We start from the raw sequence: 21,385 nt of genomic DNA, 5'->3' as shown, positions 1-21,385 counted from the left end.
TATTCCAGAGGATGTCATTGCTTTTGGCGTAGCTCAATCCAGCTTGAATTGCGTGACGGCGCTGTCGAGGCTGATGGTCAGACTTTGCAACGCGGTGGCTGCGGCGGTGGATTCTTCCACCAGTGCGGCGTTCTGCTGAACCATCTCGTCGAGCTGGCTGACCGCGCGATTGACTTCTTGAATGCCGCGCGTTTGCTCGTTGGCCGCCTGGGTGATCTCGGAAATGATGGTGGTCACGTTGGCGACGTTGCGGACGATCTCCGTCATCGTGTCGCCGGCCTGACGCACCTGGCCTGAGCCGGAGGTCACGCTCGCGACGGTCATCTCGATCAGCGCCTTGATTTCCTTCGCGGCCTGCGCGCTGCGTTGCGCGAGGCTGCGCACCTCGCCGGCTACCACCGCGAAGCCGCGGCCCTGCTCGCCGGCGCGCGCCGCTTCGACCGCAGCGTTCAACGCGAGGATGTTGGTCTGGAACGCGATGCCGTCGATTACACCGATGATGTCGGAGATCTTCACTGATGCCTGTTCGATCTCGCCCATCGTCGCAACCACGTCGGCGATCACGATGCCGCCGCGCGAAGCGACCTGCGACGCGGACACGGCCGTGTCGTCGGCTTGCTTCGCGGCGCTGGCCGATTGCGTGACCGTCGAGGTGATTTCCTCCATCGACGCGGCGGTCTGTTGCAGGCTGGCCGCAGCGGATTCGGTGCGGCCCGACAGATCGACGTTGCCCGCGGCAATTTCATTCGCGGCCACCCGTACCGATTCGCTGGCATCGCGAATCTGGCGCATCACGTGGCCGAGTTTGCCGATGAAGGTATTGAACGAGCGCGCGATCTGCGCGACTTCGTCGTTGCCAGTGGCCGGCAGGCGTTGTGTGAGATCGCCTTCGCCCGAACCTATTGCGTCCATTGCATCGCGCACTTTCGAGAGGCGCTGGAACGAGACAGCGGTGAGCGCGGCCATGATGACGGCGGCGATTGCGGCGATCACAATCAGCGCGATGACCGAAGCGGTCAGCAGCGATCGCATGCCTGCAGTCGCTTCCGATTTGTCGAGCGCGACGACCGCGTACCAATCGGTGCCGGGAATGGCTTCGGCACGCAGCAATTTCGTGCTGCCGTTCACGCCGACTTCGACGGGATGTTCCGCACCGAAGAGCTCGGCGAGTTTGTCGCTGGTGAGAGAGGGCACGAGCTCGGACACCGGCTTTAGGGTCAGCCGGGAGTCAGGATGCGCGACGATATGGCCGCTTCTGTCGACCAGCATGCCGAAGCTCGCGGGCGTCGGATGAATCGCCTTGACGTTGGCAATCACGCTGTCCATCGCCACATCACCCGACACCACGCCTTTCACCGTGCCGTCGCGCACCACGGGCACGGCGAACGAAACCACCAGCTTGCCCGTGCCCGCGTCCACATACGGCGGCGTCACGACCGGCTTGCCGGCTGCGGCGGCCTGCTTGTACCAGGGGCGGCGGGTCGGATCGTAATCGGGCGGGATGCCGGTGGGATCGGTGAACTTCCATGTCTTGTCCGCGTAGCCCACGTACACGTTGGTGAACTTGCCGGCGGCGGCGACCTGCTTGAACGCGGTGAGCGGATCGGCTTGCAGCGCAGCGTCCTGAAGCGAGTCGATCATCTGGCTATTGGCGGCGACCCAGCCGTCGATGCCGGTCGCATGGCCGCTTTCAACAGCGTCCAGGGTGCTCGCTATCGAAGCGGCGTTATACGAATTGGCAATGAGATAGTTGAGAACCGCGTTGGCAGCGAGCGCAATCACAACGATGGCGACACACAGGGCGACAATGCGCGTGCGAATTGAGGAGAACATAGGGGTGTTCTTTCGGAGTATGAAGTGAGCCGTGGTCGGTGAGGAGGATGCCTCACAGGCGGTATACGGCCAGGGCGGAGAGAACTTGATCCAGTTCCTCCGCCATGCAGATCACGGGGGGTGCGACGCTTCCGGATAAATCAGGCATCCTGTCAAATAGATTTATCCGGCTATTGAACAATTTACCCCAGAGCCCCGGAGAGGTCAGCGCAAAAGTGGTGCGAATCCATCCAGTCGTAACCCGATCCGACGTGTGCCCAGGCCCAGTTGGTCCGGCGTTTATGGGTTACGCCTTCGGGGCGATCGTCTCTCGTCAGGCGCGCTTGCGTACCGGACGCCTCGCGCGGGGGCTCGACGTCCCGGTTCGTGCTGCCGTTTTTTCTGTCATTGGTCATCGCTGGATTTCCCGATTGAAAATACCGAATTCAGCTCGTCGAAGCCGTCTGTGCATCGGCCTCGCTTTTGTGCGTGGCGCTTACAAAGCACATCGATATAAGGCTGCCGATGGCCGTCGCCCTTCAGGAGGAAAAACCTGCCAAGAGCCGTCTTCATGCTGAAAGAAGAACACGACAAACGGCTCACGTGTTCCCAATGTCGTGACGCGCACGCAGCGCCCGCGGTTGGGACGAGTGCGACCGGCCCGAATGACACGCACGGTGGTCTCGGGCATGGGCGGGAGCCATTTCTCGATCAAGGAGCGTAAGCAGCTTTCACGCGTATTCATGGTTGAGTCGCGTCCCGTTGATGCAAGCGATGCCATCGTCCCGCAGCGCCGCACGACAATGCCGCGCCGGGCGGCGCAAGCGCTAAGACAGTGGCGACCTTCCTGCTGTTCGCTACGCCCGCCGTGGACAGCAGGAAGGATCGGCGTTCAGTTATTGAAGGTGATTGAGCGCGAGATCGAGGATGTCGAAGTTGCGCAGGCGCTTGCGCAGCGATACGGCTCGCGCGACCGGGCGGCTGAAAAGCAGCGGCACGGTCTGCTCGGACAGGCCGCCGTGCGAGCGCAGCGGGGCGTCGAGACCCGACAGGTCATGGCGCGATTCGCTGGTTCCAAGCACGACATGGTGCGCGGAGACCACGATGATGTCGCCGAGTCGATCACGCGGTAGCTCGAAGCGCTCGCAGCCTTCCGCACCGCTCAACGCCAGCTCGATGCCGGTGCACTCGCGAAGCTTTGCCAGTACGCGAGCATGATCGACCGAAGCCGGGAGGTAGATGGTGGCAAACGAGCCCAGTGCGCCGTGGTGCACGACATACGGATCGGTAATCGGCAGGATGACACGTGCTACGCCGGTGCCGAGCCAGGCGTCCAGTTCGTCTTGCAGATAGATCACATTTGGCTTGCCAGTCGCGTCATGCTTGTCGTTCATGCCATGGTCGGCCGTGATCGCGATGGTGGCGCCCAGCTCGGCCATGCGCTGCAAATACGGGTCCATCATTTGATAGAACGCGTTGGCCCCGGCGCTGCCGGGCGCGCACTTGTGCTGCACGTAGTCCGTGGTCGACAGATACATCAAGTCGATGGCGCGGGTCTCGAGGAGGCGAACGCCGGCCGCGAATACGAACTCGGACAGATCGGCGCTGTACACATCCGGCACCGGCTTGCCTACAAGCTCCAGCACGTCCGTGATGCCGTTTTCCTCTTCGGTCACCTGATCGGCTTTCTCGGACGAGAAGCAGATGCCGGTCAGCTGGTCGCCAAGCAGGCGGCGAAGCTTGTCTTTCGCGGTAACGACCGCGACCTTCGCGCCCGCGTCGGCGAACGCGGCCAGCACGGTCGGCGCGCGCAGGTATTTGGGGTCATTCATCAACACTTCGGCGCCGCTCTCGCGGTCGAAGAAATAGTTTCCACAGATACCGTGCACGGCGGGCGGCACGCCCGTCACGATCGACAGGTTGTTCGGATTGGTGAAGCTCGGCACCACGCAGTCGCCCTTGAGTGCCGTGCCGTTTTCCAGGATCTGGGCCAGAAACGGCGCCACCCCCGCTCGAGCCGCCTCCGTCAAATAGTCGTATTCGCAACCGTCGACACAGACCACGACGAGAGGCTGGTCCATCCAGCGATAACTGCGCCCATTGACATTGACGGTTGCTGCGTTCGTGTTCATGAGGTTGCCCTTTGTGTGATCAGTTGAGGGTTAAGACTGGCATTGCCATGTGTCGGGTTTCGGGGAGCGAGGTGCGTAGGGGTTTGCACTGGAGTCCTCGAAAAGCGGTTGCTGCATGCTTGACATTAAATATGGTGAACCGTAGATTGTCAACAACATGCAGAAAGCAAAAAACACTCTACGCTGAACGAAGAGGAGACCACGGGACTGCGAAGTCGCGGTCACCGTGCCAACAAGGAAGTGCGGCAGCCGTATGGCCAAGGCCGGGAAGGGCCAAAGCACGTTGGCGCAACAGTAATTTCCAGGAGGATGACGATGTCGGAGTACCTGCGCATCGAAGGGATACACAAGCAGTTCGGTTCGACCCCAGTTCTGAGAAACGTCGATCTGACGATCTTCAAGGGTGAAATGGTCTGCTTTCTGGGCCCGTCGGGCTGCGGCAAGACCACGTTGCTGCGGATCATCGCGGGGTTGGAGACGCAAACCTCGGGCACCATCGCGCAAGCAGGCAAGGACATTTCGACGTTGCCGCCCATGCTGCGCGACTACGGCATCGTGTTTCAGTCATACGCCTTGTTTCCGAATCTCACGGTCGCCGAGAACGTCGCGTACGGACTGAGGAACCGCAAGGTGGGCAAGGCGGTGATCCGCGAGCGCGTGGCTGAACTTCTCGCGACCGTTGGTCTGCCCGACAGCGGCCCGAAACATCCCGGGCAACTGTCCGGCGGCCAGCAGCAACGGATTGCGCTCGCGCGGGCGCTGGCGACCTCGCCCGGTCTGCTGCTGCTCGACGAACCCTTGTCCGCGCTGGACGCACGGGTGCGTGTGCGCCTGCGTCAGGAGATCCGCGATCTGCAACAGCGCCTTGGCGTGACGACGATCATGGTGACGCACGACCAGGAGGAAGCGCTCTCGATGGCCGACCGCATCGTGGTGATGAACCATGGCGTGATCGAGCAGGTCGGCACGCCCACCGAGATCTATCGCGAGCCCGCGACGCCGTTCGTTGCCGACTTCGTCGGCAAGGCCAATATTCTGCCGGCCGTCGTGACCGAGAGCGGCGCCATCCAGGTGGGCGACGTCGGCCTGAAATGCGTGAAGGTCCGCGAGTCGCTCAAGGGCGGATCGCGAGTGTCGCTGTTTCTGCGACCGGAGGATCTTGTCGTGCGGGGCGTCGACGCGAAAGCCGGCAACACGTTGAGCGGGCGCATCGAAAAGCTGGAATTTCTGGGGGCGTTCTGCCGGGTCAGCGTTCAGGTAGACGGCGTGACAGGAGCGGAGGTGCTGGCCGATCTCTCGTACCACGATATGACCGCATTCGATTTGCGGGAAGGATCGACACTCAATCTCGCCGTGCTCGGCGAGCGCGTGCGGATCTTCGGTGAAGACCAGCGGAGGGTGCAATGAGCACGACCCTCACCGAACCAGGAAAGGACATGACGCTTACCGAAGTGCGGCAACGCATCCACTGGCAAGATCGCATCGGCCATGCGGGCATGCTCTTGATGGCATGCTTTCTTTTGCTCGCACTGCTTGCGCCGCTCTCGATGGTGGTCATGAGATGCGTCGAGGACCGTGATGGACGGTTCGTCGGCCTTGCCAATTTCACGACGTATTTCCGAACGCCGGCGCTGTGGAACTCGGTCGCGCATTCGCTAACCATTGCGGTCTCGGTCACGGCGATCACGATTCCGCTCGCCTTCACATTCGCGTACGCATTGACGCGCAGTTGCATGCCGTTCAAGGGGCTCGTGCGTAATATCGCCCTGATTCCACTGCTTGCGCCGACGCTGCTTTCGGCAGTCTCGTTCATCTACTGGTTCGGCAACGCCGGCGTGCTGCGGCGCTGGATGGGCGGCCACAGCATCTACGGTGCGCCGGGCATCATCGCCAGTCTCGTCTATGCGGCGATGCCCCATGTGCTGATGATCCTGATCACCGCTTTGTCGCTGACGGACGCACGACTTTATGAAGCCGCCGACGCCATGGGCACGAGTCGTTTGCGCAAATTCTTCACTATCACGCTGCCTGGCGCGAAGTACGGACTGATCAGCGCGACGATGGTGGTATTCACGATCTGCGTCAACGACTTTGGTGTGCCGATCGTGATCGGCGGCTCGTATAACGTGCTGTCCACCGACGTGTACAAGCTCATCGTCGGACTGCAGGATTTCAACACCAGTGCGGTAGTGAGCATCCTGCTGCTGGTGCCGGCACTCCTCAGCTTTGCCACGGACCGTTTCGTCAGGCGCAAACAGCGTTCGCTGCTCGGTGCGCGGTCGGTACCGTTCGAGCCGAAGCCCTCGCGCGGCTTCGACATGGCGATGCTCGCTTACTGCAGTCTCGTGTGCCTGCTGATGATGGCGATTGTCGGGATTTCGATCTATGGCTCGTTCGTCCACTTCTGGCCGTACAACCTGTCGCTTGGCCTGAGTCATTACCGGATGGGCCTGATCGGCGCAGGCATTATCAGCGCGTACAGGAATAGTCTGCAAATGGCGGCGCTGGTTGCCATCGGCGGTACTGCGCTGGTGTTCGGGGGTGCCTATCTGGTCGAAAAGACGCGGGGCATGGACTCGCTGCGGCCGGTCATCAACCTTTGCGCCGTGCTGCCGATGGGTGTGCCGGGGCTCGTACTGGGCATTGGCTATATCTTCTTCTTTAATCATCCGGCCAACCCGCTCAATTTTCTGTACGGGTCGCTGCCGCTTCTCGCCATCGTCACGATCGTTCACTACTACTCGTCGAGCCATCTGACCGCCATTACCGCGCTCAAGCAGATCGACAGCGAGTTCGAAGCGGTGTCCGCGTCGTTGAAAGTGCCGTTTTACGTAACTTTCTTTCGCGTAACGGTGCCGGTCTGCCTGCCGGCCATTCTCGAGATCAGCCGCTACTTCTTCATCAACGGCATGACGACCATTTCGGCGGTTGCCTTCCTGTATTCGCCGGCCACGCAGCCGGCGTCCGTGGCGATCCTGAATCTCGACGAGGCCGGGCAGATCGGACCGGCTGCAGCGATGGCTACCCTGATCGTGGTCACCTCGACGCTCGTGTGCGTGCTGTATGCACTTGTGAACCGCGTTCTATTGGCGCGCACGCAGCGCTGGCGCTATACGTCGCGCTGAGTCGTCTCGCGCGGGCCGCTGGCAAGATTTGAAATCTATTAGGTTTACTAACAGTACGGAGGCAATTGTGAATTCTGAACTGGATCCCGTTCTTCTTACCCCGGGCCCGCTAACAACAACATTGACCACCAAAACGGCAATGCTGCGCGATTGGGGATCGTGGGATACCAATTTCAATTCGATCACCGGCAGCCTGCGCGCCGATCTGGTGGACATCGTGCACGGGCGTGACACGCACGTTTGCGTACCGCTGCAGGGCAGCGGAACCTTCTCGGTGGAGGCGGCGATCGGCACGCTGGTTCCGCGCGACGGCAAGGTGCTCGTGCCGCAAAACGGCGCGTACTGCAAGCGCGTGATACGCATCTGCGAGTACATGGGGCGGGCCGTAGTCGAACTGCCGCTCGAGGAAGGCACCTTGCCGACCGGCGCCATGATCGAAGCGGCGCTGAAGCGCGATCCGGCGATCACCCATGTCGCGCAGGTGCACTGCGAGACCGGCACGGGCACCCTCAACCCTTTGCAGGAAATTGCGCAGGTCTGTGCGCGGCTTGGCAAGGGGCTCATCGTCGACGCAATGAGCTCGTTCGGCGCAATCGAGATCGATGTGCGCACGACACCGTTCGATGCGCTCGTGGCCGCTTCGGGGAAATGCCTGGAAGGCGTTCCTGGAATGGGCTTCGTGATCATGCGGCGTGGCGCGCTGGAAAAGTGCAAAGGCAATTCGGCTTCGCTGTCCATGGATCTTTACGACCAGTGGATTTATATGGAAAAAACGTCGCAATGGCGTTTCACGCCGCCGACATCGGTCGTTGCCGCATTGCGCGCAGCCGTGGATCAGTTCAAGGCCGAGGGCGGTCAGCCCGCTCGCGGCAAACGCTACCAGGCCAATTGCGACGCGCTGATCAGCGGGATGCAGGACCTGGGCTTTCGCACGTTCCTGCCGCGCGACGTCCAGGCGCCGATCATTGTGACGTTTCACGCGCCGGAGGATCCGGCCTACGAATTCCGTACGTTCTACGAAAAGGTCAAAGAGAAGGGCTTCATTCTTTACCCGGGAAAGCTGACGGAGGTCGATACGTTCCGCGTCGGATGCATTGGCGACATCGACTGCGATGTGATGTGCAGCGCAGTCAGGGCGATCGAGGAAACACTGGCGGAAATGGGTGTGAAACAGATTTCAGCCCAGGAAGTTGCCGCCGCCTAGTCACGCGAAGACGGTTGTGTCGCTCGGGCGGCACAACCGGGTATTGGTGGCATTTTCGCCGGGCCAGGGCGGTAAGGGCGGAGAGACCACTGTTGTGAGCGGCTACCTTGTCGCCCCCGTGTGTTTATACGCTGGCGGCGGCGAGGTTCATGTGAATTTCACCATAGCGGGAAAATGAAATGTTCAAGCATAGCGTCACCCCTCAGTGCAGCGTGTCCCCTCTGCGAAGTGTCCGTACCATCGCGCTAATGACGACTGCAGCGATCGCGCTGCTGGTCGGCAGCACGGCGAGGGCAGAGGCCAAGACCACTCTGCTGGTTTATACGGCGCTGGAAGACGAGCAACTCAAGCCATACGCCGACGCGTTCGAGCGCGCCAATCCGGACATCGAGATCAAATGGGTGCGTGACTCGACTGGCGTGATCACGGCCAAGATTCTCGCCGAAAAGAACAACCCGCAAGCCGATGTGATCTGGGGCCTCGCTGCCACCAGCATCGCCAAGTTCGAAAGCGACGGCATGCTGTTGCCATATGCGCCGAAGAACCTGCCTGCCATGAGCGCTGCGTACCGTGACCCGAAAACACCGCCGAACTGGTTCGGCATGGACGTATGGGGCGCAACGATCTGCTTCAACACCGCGGCAGCCGCGGAACAACATCTGCCGAAGCCGCAGAGCTGGCAGGACCTGACGAAGCCGATCTACAAGGGCAAGATCATCATGGCGGACCCGGCCTCCTCGGGGACCGGATATTTCGACGTGACCGCGTGGCTGCAACTGTTTGGCGAGCAGGGCGGGTGGAAATACATGGATGCGCTCGACAAGAACATCGCGCAGTACAACCATTCGGGCTCGGCACCGTGCACGATGGCGGCATCCGGAGAATACCCGGTCGGCATCTCGTTTGAATACCGCGCGGCAACCCTCAAGGCGCAGGGTGCGCCGATCGATCTCGTGTTTCCCAAGGAAGGGCTGGGCTGGGATCTCGAGGCGTTCGCGATCATGAAGAACACCAGGAAACTGGACGCGGCGAAAAAGCTTGCCGACTTTGCTTCAAGCCGGGAAGCGAACATGCTTTATGCGAAAAGCTATGCGATCACGGCTGTGCCCGGAACGGCCAAGCCGCTGCCGGATATCCCGGGCAATTACGCAAACCTGCTCGTCAAGAACGACTTCACGTGGGCCGCAAACAACCGGTCCAAAATCCTTGCGGAATGGGCCCAGCGCTATGCGTCGAAGAGTGAGGCCAAGCAGTAACCCCGGAATGCAGCGCGAAGCGACTCATGCCTGCGTACCCGCCGATCAACTGTTGAGTTGATCAGGTTGACGGGTGTTAATAGCCGTGCGCGAAAGTGATGTTCGGGTTGGGCGTTTGCATCGACATGACGGCGCCCGCAACGCCTGATCCGGGCTATCGCTTTCGAAACGGCGAGCGACACCGCGCGTTGCATGGTTCATGCATATTGCCGAGGCCAGGCATTCAGGCCACCGTCCAGGGACCCTGGAAATTGAATCGGCGTTGGTCGCGACCTCCAACGGTCAGTCGCCATTTTGTTGACAGTTGACGGTTTATTCTGATAGGGTTGGTTATTACCCTTGCTTGGTTCGCCATGAACGAGACGCCATCCGTCGGTACCATTCAGTTACTTAAAAAGCACTCGCTGACGACGCTCGTGCAGGATGAACTCGAGCGCCTGATTCTCCGCGGCGAACTCGCCCCTGGTGACAAGCTGAATGAGGCGCAACTGGCTACGCGTTTGGGCGTTTCGCGTGGCCCGGTGCGAGAAGCATTTCGCGCACTCGAACAAGCAGGGCTGCTGCGCACCGAAAAGAATCACGGTGTATCGGTAAAGGCGTTGTCCTTAAAGGAAGCGGAAGAAATCTATCAGGTCCGCGCCATGCTGGACGAACACATCGGCAGGTTGCTGGCCAACGGTATCTCGGCCGAGCATCTGAGCGCGCTGCGCCAGATTGTCGAGTCAATGAAACGCGCGCAGAACAGTCACGATGGACAGACCTACGGTCACCTGAACCTGCAGTTTCATGACACGATGGCCGCTGCGGTCGGCAACGAAAAATTGCTTGAAACGTACCGGCGCCTTGTCCGGGAACTCAGCCTGTTCCGGCAAACAGCCCTGACGCTTGAGACAGAAGCGATCGATCAGTCTGTCGACGAGCACGAAGCCATCATCGAGGCCATTGCCGCCGGTGACTCGGTTCTGACTGAAAGCCTGATCCGAAGCCATCTGGACCATGGCCGAGAACGCATACGGCGATGCCGTCAGGTCCAACGGGCCAACCCCGAGCGGGATTCGATGCCAGAGGCCGGTTGAGGGGCTTAATTCGGCTCTGCCGCAGTTTTGATGCCGCGCTCGTCGTGCAGCTGCCCTTTGCGAATCATGTGCGTCAACTTCAGCGGGTCCTGCGCCGCGAACTGCGCGCGCTCGGCGACGAGCACCTCGAGAAATCCCGCCGATCCGGTCCAATAGAGCGACTTCGCCATTGACAGCGCCTCGCCTACGCATCGGCCGAATGCGGCAGGCTCTGCACGCCCTTGGTTTCGCGCGCGAGCGCCACACTGGCGTTTTCCACGTCCTGCATTGTCGAGCGCATTCACTGGCCCTTTCTTCATGCGGGGCTGAGCGGCGAAGCACGGCTGAACGCCGTTGCCCAAGGCGATACGAGCAGCGAGTCGTCGGAATAATTCCTCCCGATTGACGGCTTGATACACCCGCAGCACCATAAAGGCCGCGATCCGGTCACGCTGCTCACGCGGACGCACCGGCGTGTTTTTGGGGGGGGGCATGCACAACCAGCCTTAATCCGCCAAACGCTCCGGTTCGCAAGCCGAGATCGACGAAGCCGAGCGACGTTTCAGGTCGCTCGCGGACGCGATTCCTCACGTCGTATGGACCGCCGACCCGGACGGCTCGGTCGATTTCATCAGCCAGCGGCTCGAAACGTATTCAGGTTTGGCGGCTTCGCAACTGGAGGGATGGAGCTGGACCGAGATCCTGCACCCGGACGATATGCAATCCGCGGTTGAGAACTGGAAGCAGGCGCTGTCGAGGGGCGTCGAATATCAAATGGAGGTGCGCATAAAAAGCTCCGCCGATGGCGCCTGGCGATGGCATCTCGATCGCATATCGCCGGTGAAAGATGCGCAGGGGCGGGTCGTCAAGTGGGTGGGGACCGTCACGGATATCGAAGACCAGAAGCAGGCGCTGGCCGCGGCCGACCGCGCCAACCGCGCAAAATCGGACTTCCTCTCCAGCATGAGCCATGAGCTGCGCAGCCCTCTCAACGCGATACTGGGCTTCGCGCAGCTCATGGCCTCCGAGTCGCCGCCGCCTACGCCGTCCCAGCGGGCGAGCGTCGACCAGATTCTGCGCGCAGGATGGCACCTGCTCGAGCTGATCAACGAAGTGCTCGATCTGGCGAAGATCGAATCGGGGCAGGTGTCCATTTCGCCCGAACCCGTATTGTTGAGCGAGGCTTTGCAGGAATGCGCGGCCATGATCGAGCCGCAGGCGCAACAACGGGGCATTCGTGTGAGCTTTCCGCATGTGGATGCGGGCTGCCATGTTCATGCCGACCGCACCCGCTTCAAGCAGATCGTGATCAATCTGCTTTCGAACGCCATCAAATACAACCGCCCGCAGGGCACCGTCGAGGTGAGTTGCAGCATGCCTGCCGCAGAGCGCGTTCGCGTGAGTGTCAGCGACACGGGCGCCGGTTTGTCGCCTCAACAGTTGTCTCAGCTTTTCCAGCCATTCAATCGTCTGGGACAGGAGGCGGGCACCGAGGAAGGCACGGGCATAGGCCTTGTGGTGGCTCGGCGGCTAACGGAGCTGATGGGGGGCGCCATCGGCGTTGAAAGTACCGTCGGGTGCGGGTGTGTCTTCTGGATCGAACTCAATACGGCTAGCGCACCGGAAATCGCCACGCTTGCCGCCGCCCGATCCGACACGGCAGGCGAGCCGGCGGCCGGCAACGGTGCAGCCGAGGCGCCAGCGCATACCGTACTGTATATCGAGGACAATCCGGCCAATCTGAAACTCGTCGAGCAACTGGTTGCGCGATGCGCGGACATGCGCATGCTCAGTGCGGTGACGGGGCAGCGCGGCGTGGAACTGGCGTGCACGGCGTTGCCGCAGGTGATCGTGATGGATATCAATCTGCCCGATATCAGCGGCATCGAAGCGCTGAGTATCTTGCGCAGAAACCCCATGACAAAGGCAATGCCGGTGGTGGCGCTCAGTTTGAACGCCATGCCGCGCGATATCGAAAAGGGCCTGAAAGCCGGCTTTTTCCGCTATCTGACCAAACCGATCAAGATCGACCAGTTCATGGATGCGCTCGCGGAAGCCGTCGCGTTTGAGGCCCCGCTGAACAAATGCAGCATTGCCCAGTTGGTGCAGCGCGCTGGCGTCGCGCGCCCCACGTTCTATCAGCACTTTCCCGATTTGCAAGTGGCTGCTCAGCGGGCGGCGTTGGTGAGACTCAAAAATGCTTTCACATTCGTCGAGGAGCAAGGCACGCTGCTGAGCCCGCCGAACGTCGCCTTCGTCGAATCAATGGAAATGGAAACTGCTCTGATTCTTGAGCATATGTGTGCCCATCAATCTTTTTATCTGACCGTATTTAACGACGCGGCGACGTCTGCGTTTTTTGATGACCTGGTTACGTTCGTCGCTGGCCGTATCCTTCCGCCCTATGAAGGTGTTCGAACGGAAGCGGAGGAGGATTGCTTGACGGTGCTTGGCGGGGGATTGGTTTGGACGGTAGTGCGCTGGCTTCGCCAGCGCACTACGCGAGAGACCTCCGGGGTAACGGCGAAGCGAATTGCCAGGACTTCGGCGACAATTCTCGACGCTTTCGGTCTTACTCTCGGGTTTGCGCGGGTGGCTTTAAAGTAGTGGCAGGAGAAGCGTGGGAAGCGGCCAGGTTGCCCCACGCGCGTCACTCAAGTGCCGAATCGAACGCTCGTGGATGGCGTTCCGTGCGAACGAGTCGCGCGTGATATCAGAGTGGTGAGCCAGCGCGAACATCTCGAACGAGAATCGACATGCCGTCGGATCACAGGCTTCTTCCAACACCTCCTCAATGATTTCACGCCGACGCTCCAGTGCTGGTTTGCCGCTCGGCTTGCCCATCTCCACATAGCGATCCAGATAGGCCTTCCTAAAGCAGTCGAAACTTATCGGCCAGTTCTCGCTCGTCCGACCGGAAGCCAGCGTGGAAGCATCGTGGTCAGGACGTTGTCCTTAAGGACGAGATGATGGAGAAGCGCCGCGCAAGCGTGAAGTCCCGCGAGCCACATGATCGCGTCGCCGAGCCACTTGTGGATCGACGCAAAGACCGCCCCCGCTTCATGTGATGCGCCGAGCAAGGGTTGAATCTGGGCCCCGGCGACGAGCGTCAGTGGATGCCCCTCCAGCCACGCGCCGGTGATGGCGGTTAAGGGAAGCGCCAGGAGAAGCAGATATAGTACCCCTTGAACGATAGTTGCTATTACAACCATCCAGCGGGAAATCGGGGGCGTCTCGGGACGCGTGTCGATCGTCTTCCATAGCAAGCGGATGAGTGTCAGTGCGAAGACGCCCAATCCCAAAGTCTCGTGAAGTTGTCGGTCGAACTCGTGCACCGATGAGTAGACGCGCTGTTCAGGGCCGCCGGGGCCATAGAAGAACGCCACGAGGACAAGGATTGCCGTGCACCAGTGAAGGAATTGGGCCATCGAACCATAGCGAGTGATAGGCTCTCTCGTCATGATGCATCTCCCCCTTGCAGGTCTGCAGAGCGGTAATGGGCAATCTCCATTATCGCAGACTCATGCGGCTATTTACGTACTCGCAACTCGATGCGCCAATTCTCATTGGGGTCTGGTCGGAGCCTGATGGCGCACCGGTGCCGGAACGTTTTCGGCAGCCAGTGCGAATGAAATACTGGTACTGGCGCGGGGTGTTCGGATAAATTACTCCGACGTGCGAGGCTGCGTTGCCTCATATTCTGTTTCCAATTGCCTGAGCATCATCATGGTCAACGTCAAATACCGCTACTACCAACCGCGTCTTGCGCCCCGCCGTACCCGTGTGGAGGTACCCGGCTGGGGCGGCAGCAAGGAGCCACGGCGGGATGGCTCCCGCGAACAGGGTTGGCACTGCCTGCCGTTCGTGGAGGGGGCGCAGTACGGCATCGAACTGTTCTACCCCCACGATAACGAGGTTCGAGTCAGCCGCCAGGATGGCAAAGCTGCTTTCGAGGGTGATATTGGCCCGAACCCGAATACTGGCGAGAACTGGCCACCGTTCCGCGCTTTCGGTGAAGGCTACTACACCTACCAGCTTCTGCTCGACCTGAAAGTGCCCGAGGGTTATGCGGTGCGCACCGAGACGCATCCGCGCTTCTACCTGAGCGAGGCGGACGATGTGCCGCTCGCCGTGCCGGCGCTGCTGCGCACTTCCTGGTGGCCGATGATCAACTTCGTGGTGTTCAAGACGCCGCCACAAGGGGTCGTGCATGTATTCCGTCCCGGCGAGCCTTTCATGCAGCTCTGCGTGGTGCCGGCCGAGCCTGATCTCTCGCTCGAAGCCATGAGCGAGGAAGAAGCGGCAGAGCGGGAAATGCAATCGAGGCGGATTCACGCCAGCCGCGACACGCTGGGACAGGACACGAGGTGGACGTCATCCACCAACACGGTCTTTGACGGGACCTACCGCCGCATCCTTGGCGCCGCCCGCGCGAGGGACCGCGCGGAAGACGATTAATCGCCGTACAGCTGCACGCCGATTCCCGGCTGCATGATGACCGCAGGCGGCGAGGGCGGCGCATAGTAGACGGGCGGAGGGTAATACGCCGGGGCCGGCCCGTAATACCCGCGATGGTGATGGTGGTGGTGGTGATGGTGGTGATGATGATGGTGGTGGTAGCGTCGTTCGTCCCGGTACCACTGCACACGCTCCATTCTGGCTGGCGCATTGCGGGCCTGCTCCATCAGCTCCGCATTATGGGCATGCAGCATCTCGGTGGCGTTGGGAATCGGTTGAAGCAGATCGGAATAGGACGTTACCGACAAAGGCTCCTGCGGCATTGCGTTGGCATCGGCCGCTGCGTGTGCGCCGGTGCTGCCAAGGCTGGCAAGGCCGGCCAATGTACCGACGAGGCCTGCAATTTTGCGCTCCATCTGTCACTCCTTTAGTCACTCTATTAACGGCGGATTCTAATCGTGGGCCTTCCGAGAGTGCTCCCATGTTTTGTCAAATCTGTAACCGCAGGTAACGCTAGAGCGTTGAAGCGAAACGCGGGGCACAGCTAACCTGGCTGGGCATGCGCAACGGCGCGCGTGGCTGGGCCGCGCCATGAAAGCCACTGGCGTCCTTCCTCAATCGCGGATTGTATTGGCAGCATTGCGCTTGCGGCAGCGAACGGCAGGCGGTTATTCATTTCGATGGCGCTACGCATTGGCGGCGTATCGCTGCCGACGTTTCATGTTGGCCGGATACGACCGGGACTGAAAAAAGCTGTGACGAGGTGCGCGATGAAGGTCATCGCCCGCGTCGCGGAAGCGAAACTGAGTGCCTATGTGGAATCCTGCCGGGACGATAAAGAGGATGCCTATGGCGTCCGGGTCAACTGCGCGGCACCGCCATCAATGCGCGTAACGGGGGCAGGCGCTTGCTTGGAAAGGGCAATTCAAGCATCGCGCGCAATGTGGCCATGGTGCTCCGTTCAGACGAGGCATCCCCACAGGGCATCGAGATCGACGCTCGCAGCGACCGCATCGGCGAGCCGGTCAATGGATGTGAGCCTGCGCGCGTCATGATCGATGCGCTCCACATGGCCAAGCCCCGCCCAGCGAAGCAGCGCCGTGCAGGCGTCAGGCGAATCGAACAAGCCGTGCAGGTAGGTTGCCAGAATCTGGCCGTCTTCTGAGAGCGCGCCGTCGTCGCGCGTTGCGTCGCCGTTGGAAAGGCGTAGTCCGGGGCGGGACAGGGCGGGGCCTTCGGTGACACCCATATGAATCTCGTAGCCGCGTACTGGTGCTGATCCGTCCACGAGGAGTGTGCCGGCAGTGTTGATGAGCTGCTTGTGCGGTTCGAGCGTCGTGACGTAATCGAGCAGCCCAAGACCCGCCGTGCGTGTCAACGGGCTTTCGATGCCGAGCGGATCGTGCAATTCGCGCCCGAGCATCTGCAGTCCGCCGCAGACCCCGATCAGCTTGCCACCGTAGCGCAGGTGACGACGCAGATGCGTGTCCCAACCGTATTCGCGCAGCCAGGCGAGATCGCGCTGGACGCTCTTGCTGCCCGGCAAAATCACGAGATCCGCCGCCGGGAGCGGCTCGCCCGCACGAACAAAGCGGAAATCGACTTGCGGATGCGCACGCAGCGGATCGAAGTCAGTGTGGTTGCTGATGCGCGGCAGTGCCGGCACGACGACGCGCAGCACCTCGCCGGACACCCCATCTCTATGGCTCTGTTTCGGCAGCATGTCTTCGGCGTCGAGCCACAAACCCGGGACGAACGGCACCACACCGAACACGGGCTTGTTCATTTGTGCTTCGATCCAGTCGATACCGGGTTTCAGCAGTGCTACATCGCCCCGAAACTTGTTGATGACGATACCTTTCACAAGCGCGCGTTCGTTTTCGGGCAGGCAGGCCAGCGTGCCGAGAATCTGCGCGAACACGCCGCCGCGATCGATGTCCGCGACCAGCACGACGGGACAGCCGACGGCGGTGGCGAACCCCATGTTGGCGATATCGCCCTGACGCAGGTTGACTTCGGCCGGGCTGCCGGCCCCTTCGACCAGCACGAGATCGCTTTTCGCGCTCAGGCGATCGTACGATTCGAGCACTGCCTGCATGGCGATGGGCTTGTAGTGGTGATAGGCTCGCGCATCGAGATTGCCGCGCGAATGACCTTGCACGATGACTTGCGAACCGGTATCGCTGTTCGGCTTGAGCAGGACCGGGTTCATGTCGACTTCGGGGGCGATGCCGGCGGCAAGCGCCTGCCAGGCCTGCGCGCGGCCGATTTCTCCGCCGTCGATGGTCACTGCGCTGTTGAGCGACATGTTCTGCGGCTTGAACGGCGCGACCCGTTTGCCTTCACGCGTGGCAATCCTGCAGAGCGCCCCGACGAGGGTGCTCTTTCCGGAGTCGGAACTCGTTCCCTGGATCATCAACGTTTTGGCCATGCCGCTTACCTGAACAGTGTGGAATCGCCGCGCCGGGATTGCTGAGTCTATTACGGCGCAGGGGCGGGGCCGTATTATGTCACCCGCAGTGGAATATCTGAGAAATCGGGAAAACAGGAATGCAAGTGAACATATCGAAACGAAGTCGCTGGACGGTGTGCAGGAGCGCCAGATGATCGTCGGGCTCAGCGCATCGGTCGTCTTTATGCTGGGCTTCGCTGGGGTCGTTCTCGATGCAATATTCGGCGAGCCTTCCCGGTTTCATCCACTGGTTGGTTTTGGCCGGTGGGTTGCATGCATCGCCCATGCCTGCAATCCGCACAGCGCGGCCGCGCACAAGTCCGACGCGCATGCACATGCCACGCCCGTGCCCGTGCGCCCGCTGCTCGCCCGTGTGGCGGGAGTGGGGGCCTGGACGCTCGCGGTGATTCCGCCGGTCGCGCTCCTCGTCGTGCTGACGCATCGGTTGCCCTTGATGCTTTCATGGACGTTGCACGTCGCTGCACTGTGGTTCGCGCTCGGCGCGCGTAGCCTGATCGATCACATTGCGCCGGTCGGGCAGGCACTGCGTGCTGGCGATCTCGCGAATGCTCGCGCATTGACCTCCCGGGTCGTGACGCGCGATCTATCCGCTGCGGACGAGCAGGCTGTTGCACGGGCTGCAATTGAATCCGCGCTGGAGAACGGCAACGATGCGATCTTTGGTGCGTTGTTCTGGTTCGCGGTAGCCGGTGGTCCCGGGGCGCTCGCATTTCGCCTCATCAACACGCTCGATGCGATGTGGGGATACCGCACGCCGCGTTTCAGGTACTTCGGTTGGGCTGCCGCACGCCTCGACGACGTCGCGAATTATCTGCCGGCCCGTCTAACGGCGTTGACGTATGCGCTGTGCGGCAATTCCAGGTCGGCCATCGCATGCTGGCGGACTCAGGCATCAGCTTGGGACAGCCCCAACGCCGGGCCAGTGATGGCCAGCGGAGCGGGCAGTCTCAACGTCGCGTGCGGCGGGGCGGCCTGGTACCATGGCGTGCTTGAAGCGCGGCCGGCACTCGGATGCGGCCATGCACCGGGCGCCGCCGATGTCGGCCGTGCGCTGTCGCTCGTCAAACGCTCCATCGCGGTGTGGCTTGCGGTCATGGCTGTGCTGGCGGGTGCCGCCGCAATTTTCTGAAGACCAATGCTCAATCTCGATCACGCAACACAAGTGCCGCACGGCGGCAATCTCGGCGAGGCTGCTCGCCGATATGGCATCGCCCGGGAAAACTGGCTCGACCTTTCGACGGGCATCAATCCCTGCGGCTATCCCGTGCCGCCCGTCGATCCGCAGGCATGGCTCAGGTTGCCCGACGACGATGACGATCTGGAGGTCATCGCTGCCGCGCATTATGGTGCGCTGGAGGCGCTCGCCGTGGCAGGCACCCAGTCAGCGATCCGGATGCTGCCGGCGGTGCTTCCCAAAGGGCGGATCGGCATCGGGCTGCTCACGTACGGGGAATACGCGCCTGCCTGCGAGCGCGCGGGGTTTCCCGTCGATCGTTTCGTCACGCGGGAAGTTGCCGATCTCGGCGACGTAGCGTCATTCGTACTGGAACCGGGGAAGCCGCTGCCAGCGGATCTGAAGCATCTGGTTATCGTCAATCCCAACAACCCGGGAGCCGAGCGGTTTACGCCGGACGTCATCATGGCCTGGCATGAGGAGCTCGCGATGCGTGGGGGTACGCTGGTGATCGACGAGGCTTTTGTCGAGTCGATGCCGCAACTGAGCGTGGCGAAGTTCGCTGGTCGTGGCGGGCTGATCGTGCTGCGCTCGATTGGCAAGTTTTTCGGGCTGGCTGGTGCGCGGGTGGGTTTCGTGCTGGCGGATAAGGACGTCATTCGGGCTATGCGCAGCCTGCGTGGTCCGTGGAGCCTAGCTGGGCCTGCGCGTATCGTGACGCGCGCCGCGTTGCTGGATACGGACTGGCAGACGCAAACGCGGGCCAGTCTCGCGACTGCGGGAGAGCGGCTGGCGGACTTGCTCGGGGAATTTTTCCCCGTGGTGCAGCACACACCGCTCTTCGCGTGGGTGCGCCATGAGCGTGCGCCACAGTGGCAGGATGGATTGGCCCGTCATGCCGTCTGGACACGGCGGTTCGACGTCGTCCGGGGGCTGCGCTTCGGCCTGCCCGCGGACGAATCAGGATGGGCGCGGCTCGATGCTGCGCTGCGCGCGGTAAGCCGCGAAGTGAATGCGGGTGGGGTGTGATGGATAACGTCGAACAAACCCCGCACGTGAGTCTCGCGCAGAAGATCGAACAGGCGAAAACGCAGCGTCCGGTCGGCTCCCCGTGCATCGACGTTTGCCGGTTGAATCAGCAGAGCGGTTATTGCGAAGGCTGTCTGCGCAACAGGGCCGAAATCCGGGCATGGAAAACGATGGGCGATCCGGACCGGCTCGCGCTGCTCGATGAGCTTGCAACGAGAATCCGTGACAGCTGGCGAATCACTTCCGGATAGAAGATCGAGCCCCAGCCGAGGCGCAGTCCTGCCGCGAGGGTGGCTAGCCCACGTATTCCTGATCGCGCAGGCCATCGGCCACGGTGCACCGCCATCCGTTCGGTTTCCTTAAAAGGATTTGCCGCAAAAAAGCGCTGCCGCGAGGGCGGGGTTGGACGGCCAGTATCCATGCATATAGCTTGCGACGATCGTGCCCGAGCGGAACACCGGCTCGCCGGGCGCGCCGGTCTGCGCGCGGGTGGCGTGGCGGTCGGGTTGCAGGGGAGTCGTCATGCTGGAATAGTGGAACGTGTGGCCCGTTAGCACGCCAAATTTCGTTTCGAGCGCCATCATACCGAGCGAGACCAGCCGTTTCTGCATTGCCGCGCGTCCCTGCAACAGCCCGAGCATCGGAGTGGAGCGATTTTCGGTATCGGTCAGCTCTTCGAGCAGATACAGCATGCCGCCGCATTCGGCAACCACAGGCTTGCCGGCAGCTGCATGGTCACGGATGCTGGTGGCGGCTATTGCATTGCCGGCCAGCGTGGCAGCATGAAGCTCGGGGTAGCCGCCGGGCAGATACAGCGCATCGGCATGACTGGGGACGGGTTCGTTTGCCAGCGGCGAGAAAAACGCGACGCGCGCGCCCAGGCTTTCCAGCAGGCTCACGTTCGCTGGATAGATGAACGAGAAGGCTGCGTCGCGAGCGATGGCGATCTGCGTGCCTTCGAGCAGCCTCGGCTGCGCGTGGTGCCTATCGTGCGGCGCTGCATCGAACGAAACAGCCGCGGGCAATTCGGCCAGCGCCGTATCGGCGAGTGCCTGGGCCGTGAAGGCAATACGCGATTCGAGCTGGTCGATTTCGCCAGCCTGATGAAGCCCCAGATGCCGTTCCGGCAGCGCCATCTGCGCGGATGGGGCGAGATGCCCGAGCCAGCGCAGCCCGCCGGGCATGCCCGCCTGGATCATCTGCGCGTGACGCACCGAACTGACATGATTGGCCAGCACGCCATATATCGCCACATCCGTGCGGTAATGCGCAAGACCGAATGCGATGGCGCCGAACGTCTGTGCCATCGACTTCGCCGAAATCACGGCGACGACGGGCACGCCGAATTTAGCTGCGAGATCGGCGCTGCTGGGTGTGCCGTCGAAGAGTCCCATCACGCCTTCGATCAGGATGAGATCCGCCTGCGCAGCGGCCTCGGCCAGCAGCCGGCGGCACCCGTCTTCGCCTGCCATCCAGAGGTCGAGCGACTGGACCGGGGCGCCGCTTGCACGCTCCAGTATCATCGGGTCGAGGAAGTCCGGTCCCGTCTTGAAGACGCGCACGCGCCGGCCGAGCTGGCGGTGCAGCAGCGCAAGGCCTGCCGTGATCGTGGTCTTTCCCTGGCCGGATGCGGGCGCGCTGACGAACAGCGCTGGACAGGACGGCAT

18 protein-coding genes are annotated in these 21,385 nt (G+C 61.7%); 10 read left to right on the top strand and 8 right to left on the bottom strand.

Annotated features, from left to right (window positions below; all coding sequences use genetic code 11):
* Positions 1 to 33 precede the first annotated feature (33 nt).
* Positions 34 to 1,833, bottom strand: a complete 1,800-nt coding sequence (locus P5W98_RS18150) for a methyl-accepting chemotaxis protein (protein WP_421026652.1) — start codon at positions 1,831 to 1,833, stop codon at positions 34 to 36.
* An 875-nt stretch (positions 1,834 to 2,708) separates the two neighbouring features.
* A complete protein-coding gene (phnA, locus tag P5W98_RS18145; protein ID WP_421026653.1) occupies positions 2,709 to 3,944 on the bottom strand; it encodes a phosphonoacetate hydrolase in 1,236 nt (411 codons plus the stop codon).
* Between the two features lie 315 nt (positions 3,945 to 4,259).
* Between phnA and P5W98_RS18140 the strand changes: the two genes are divergently transcribed.
* The 5 genes from P5W98_RS18140 (at position 4,260) to P5W98_RS18120 (ending at position 10,605) form a co-directional block, all read left to right on the top strand.
* Positions 4,260 to 5,351, top strand: coding sequence for a putative 2-aminoethylphosphonate ABC transporter ATP-binding protein (locus tag P5W98_RS18140; protein WP_421026654.1), 1,092 nt, complete (start codon positions 4,260 to 4,262; stop codon positions 5,349 to 5,351).
* Positions 5,348 to 7,069 carry a putative 2-aminoethylphosphonate ABC transporter permease subunit gene (locus P5W98_RS18135; RefSeq protein WP_421026655.1) on the top strand — a complete coding sequence of 574 codons (1,722 nt, stop codon included), beginning with the start codon at positions 5,348 to 5,350 and terminating at the stop codon, positions 7,067 to 7,069. Before P5W98_RS18140 ends, P5W98_RS18135 begins: the two co-directional genes overlap by 4 nt.
* A gap of 67 nt (positions 7,070 to 7,136) precedes the next feature.
* Positions 7,137 to 8,273 (top strand): 2-aminoethylphosphonate--pyruvate transaminase, encoded by a 1,137-nt coding sequence (locus tag P5W98_RS18130; RefSeq protein ID WP_421026656.1) that lies wholly within the window; start codon positions 7,137 to 7,139, stop codon positions 8,271 to 8,273.
* A 248-nt stretch (positions 8,274 to 8,521) separates the two neighbouring features.
* On the top strand, positions 8,522 to 9,529 hold the full coding sequence (locus P5W98_RS18125; protein ID WP_421026657.1) for a putative 2-aminoethylphosphonate ABC transporter substrate-binding protein: 1,008 nt from the start codon (positions 8,522 to 8,524) through the stop codon (positions 9,527 to 9,529).
* Positions 9,530 to 9,882: 353 nt separating this feature from the next.
* Complete coding sequence (locus P5W98_RS18120; protein ID WP_421026658.1) at positions 9,883 to 10,605, top strand: phosphonate utilization associated transcriptional regulator; 723 nt, start codon at positions 9,883 to 9,885, stop codon at positions 10,603 to 10,605.
* A gap of 5 nt (positions 10,606 to 10,610) precedes the next feature.
* On the opposite strand, the gene P5W98_RS18115 is transcribed toward P5W98_RS18120, so the two are convergent.
* Positions 10,611 to 11,078: a hypothetical protein gene (locus P5W98_RS18115; RefSeq protein WP_421026659.1), complete on the bottom strand. Its 468-nt coding sequence runs from the start codon at positions 11,076 to 11,078 to the stop codon at positions 10,611 to 10,613.
* A 46-nt stretch (positions 11,079 to 11,124) separates the two neighbouring features.
* On the opposite strand from P5W98_RS18115, the gene P5W98_RS18110 reads away from it, so the two are divergent.
* Positions 11,125 to 13,191, top strand: coding sequence for an ATP-binding protein (locus tag P5W98_RS18110; protein WP_434718535.1), 2,067 nt, complete (start codon positions 11,125 to 11,127; stop codon positions 13,189 to 13,191).
* Here P5W98_RS18110 and P5W98_RS18105 read toward each other — a convergent pair.
* Both P5W98_RS18105 and P5W98_RS18100 read right to left on the bottom strand, forming a co-directional pair.
* Positions 13,183 to 13,434 (bottom strand): hypothetical protein, encoded by a 252-nt coding sequence (locus tag P5W98_RS18105; protein WP_421026660.1) that lies wholly within the window; start codon positions 13,432 to 13,434, stop codon positions 13,183 to 13,185. The two genes, P5W98_RS18110 and P5W98_RS18105, sit on opposite strands and share 9 nt — an antisense overlap.
* Before the next feature lie 38 nt (positions 13,435 to 13,472).
* Positions 13,473 to 14,045 carry a cytochrome b gene (locus P5W98_RS18100; protein ID WP_421026661.1) on the bottom strand — a complete coding sequence of 191 codons (573 nt, stop codon included), beginning with the start codon at positions 14,043 to 14,045 and terminating at the stop codon, positions 13,473 to 13,475.
* Positions 14,046 to 14,310: 265 nt separating this feature from the next.
* On the opposite strand from P5W98_RS18100, the gene P5W98_RS18095 reads away from it, so the two are divergent.
* Positions 14,311 to 15,042: a hypothetical protein gene (locus P5W98_RS18095; RefSeq protein WP_421026662.1), complete on the top strand. Its 732-nt coding sequence runs from the start codon at positions 14,311 to 14,313 to the stop codon at positions 15,040 to 15,042.
* Here the strand turns inward: P5W98_RS18095 and P5W98_RS18090 are convergent.
* Together P5W98_RS18090 and P5W98_RS18085 are read right to left on the bottom strand one after the other, a co-directional pair.
* Positions 15,039 to 15,458: a hypothetical protein gene (locus P5W98_RS18090; RefSeq protein WP_421026663.1), complete on the bottom strand. Its 420-nt coding sequence runs from the start codon at positions 15,456 to 15,458 to the stop codon at positions 15,039 to 15,041. The genes P5W98_RS18095 and P5W98_RS18090 overlap by 4 nt on opposite strands.
* A 545-nt stretch (positions 15,459 to 16,003) precedes the next feature.
* Entirely contained in the window at positions 16,004 to 17,473 is a 1,470-nt protein-coding gene (locus P5W98_RS18085; protein WP_421026664.1) for a cobyric acid synthase, read from the bottom strand.
* 175 nt (positions 17,474 to 17,648) lie between these two features.
* On the opposite strand from P5W98_RS18085, the gene cbiB reads away from it, so the two are divergent.
* Genes cbiB through P5W98_RS18070 form a run of 3 tightly spaced genes read left to right on the top strand, consistent with a single transcriptional unit; the run spans position 17,649 to position 19,969 of the window.
* On the top strand, positions 17,649 to 18,644 hold the full coding sequence (gene cbiB, locus P5W98_RS18080) for an adenosylcobinamide-phosphate synthase CbiB (protein WP_421027077.1): 996 nt from the start codon (positions 17,649 to 17,651) through the stop codon (positions 18,642 to 18,644).
* Positions 18,645 to 18,650: 6 nt separating this feature from the next.
* Positions 18,651 to 19,718 (top strand): threonine-phosphate decarboxylase CobD, encoded by a 1,068-nt coding sequence (gene cobD / locus P5W98_RS18075; RefSeq protein ID WP_421026665.1) that lies wholly within the window; start codon positions 18,651 to 18,653, stop codon positions 19,716 to 19,718.
* The gene (locus P5W98_RS18070; RefSeq protein WP_421027078.1) at positions 19,718 to 19,969 is read left to right on the top strand and encodes a DUF1289 domain-containing protein; all 252 of its coding nucleotides are present in this window, start codon (positions 19,718 to 19,720) and stop codon (positions 19,967 to 19,969) included. The genes cobD and P5W98_RS18070 overlap by 1 nt, the downstream gene beginning before the upstream one ends.
* 108 nt (positions 19,970 to 20,077) lie before the next feature.
* On the opposite strand, the gene P5W98_RS18065 is transcribed toward P5W98_RS18070, so the two are convergent.
* Positions 20,078 to 21,385, bottom strand: a complete 1,308-nt coding sequence (locus P5W98_RS18065) for a cobyrinate a,c-diamide synthase (protein WP_421026666.1) — start codon at positions 21,383 to 21,385, stop codon at positions 20,078 to 20,080.

It is taken from the genome of Paraburkholderia sp. A1BS-2L (assembly GCF_051125205.1).
Taxonomy (GTDB): Bacteria; Pseudomonadota; Gammaproteobacteria; order Burkholderiales; family Burkholderiaceae; genus Paraburkholderia.
This window is presented reverse-complemented; position numbering and strand designations above follow the sequence as displayed.

Excerpts from the sequence above, each read along its gene's own strand:
- P5W98_RS18150 (WP_421026652.1), bottom strand. The coding sequence starts at position 1,833 with ATGTTCTCCTCAATTCGCACGCGCATTGTCGCCCTGTGTGTCGCCATC.
- phnA (WP_421026653.1), bottom strand. The coding sequence starts at position 3,944 with ATGAACACGAACGCAGCAACCGTCAATGTCAATGGGCGCAGTTATCGC.
- P5W98_RS18140 (WP_421026654.1), top strand. The coding sequence starts at position 4,260 with ATGTCGGAGTACCTGCGCATCGAAGGGATACACAAGCAGTTCGGTTCG.
- P5W98_RS18135 (WP_421026655.1), top strand. The coding sequence starts at position 5,348 with ATGAGCACGACCCTCACCGAACCAGGAAAGGACATGACGCTTACCGAA.
- P5W98_RS18125 (WP_421026657.1), top strand. The coding sequence starts at position 8,522 with ATGACGACTGCAGCGATCGCGCTGCTGGTCGGCAGCACGGCGAGGGCA.
- P5W98_RS18120 (WP_421026658.1), top strand. The coding sequence starts at position 9,883 with ATGAACGAGACGCCATCCGTCGGTACCATTCAGTTACTTAAAAAGCAC.
- P5W98_RS18115 (WP_421026659.1), bottom strand. The coding sequence starts at position 11,078 with ATGCCCCCCCCCAAAAACACGCCGGTGCGTCCGCGTGAGCAGCGTGAC.
- P5W98_RS18100 (WP_421026661.1), bottom strand. The coding sequence starts at position 14,045 with ATGACGAGAGAGCCTATCACTCGCTATGGTTCGATGGCCCAATTCCTT.
- P5W98_RS18095 (WP_421026662.1), top strand. The coding sequence starts at position 14,311 with ATGGTCAACGTCAAATACCGCTACTACCAACCGCGTCTTGCGCCCCGC.
- P5W98_RS18090 (WP_421026663.1), bottom strand. The coding sequence starts at position 15,458 with ATGGAGCGCAAAATTGCAGGCCTCGTCGGTACATTGGCCGGCCTTGCC.
- P5W98_RS18085 (WP_421026664.1), bottom strand. The coding sequence starts at position 17,473 with ATGGCCAAAACGTTGATGATCCAGGGAACGAGTTCCGACTCCGGAAAG.
- cobD (WP_421026665.1), top strand. The coding sequence starts at position 18,651 with ATGCTCAATCTCGATCACGCAACACAAGTGCCGCACGGCGGCAATCTC.
- P5W98_RS18070 (WP_421027078.1), top strand. The coding sequence starts at position 19,718 with ATGGATAACGTCGAACAAACCCCGCACGTGAGTCTCGCGCAGAAGATC.
- P5W98_RS18065 (WP_421026666.1), bottom strand. The coding sequence starts at position 21,385 with ATGCCGTCCTGTCCAGCGCTGTTCGTCAGCGCGCCCGCATCCGGCCAG.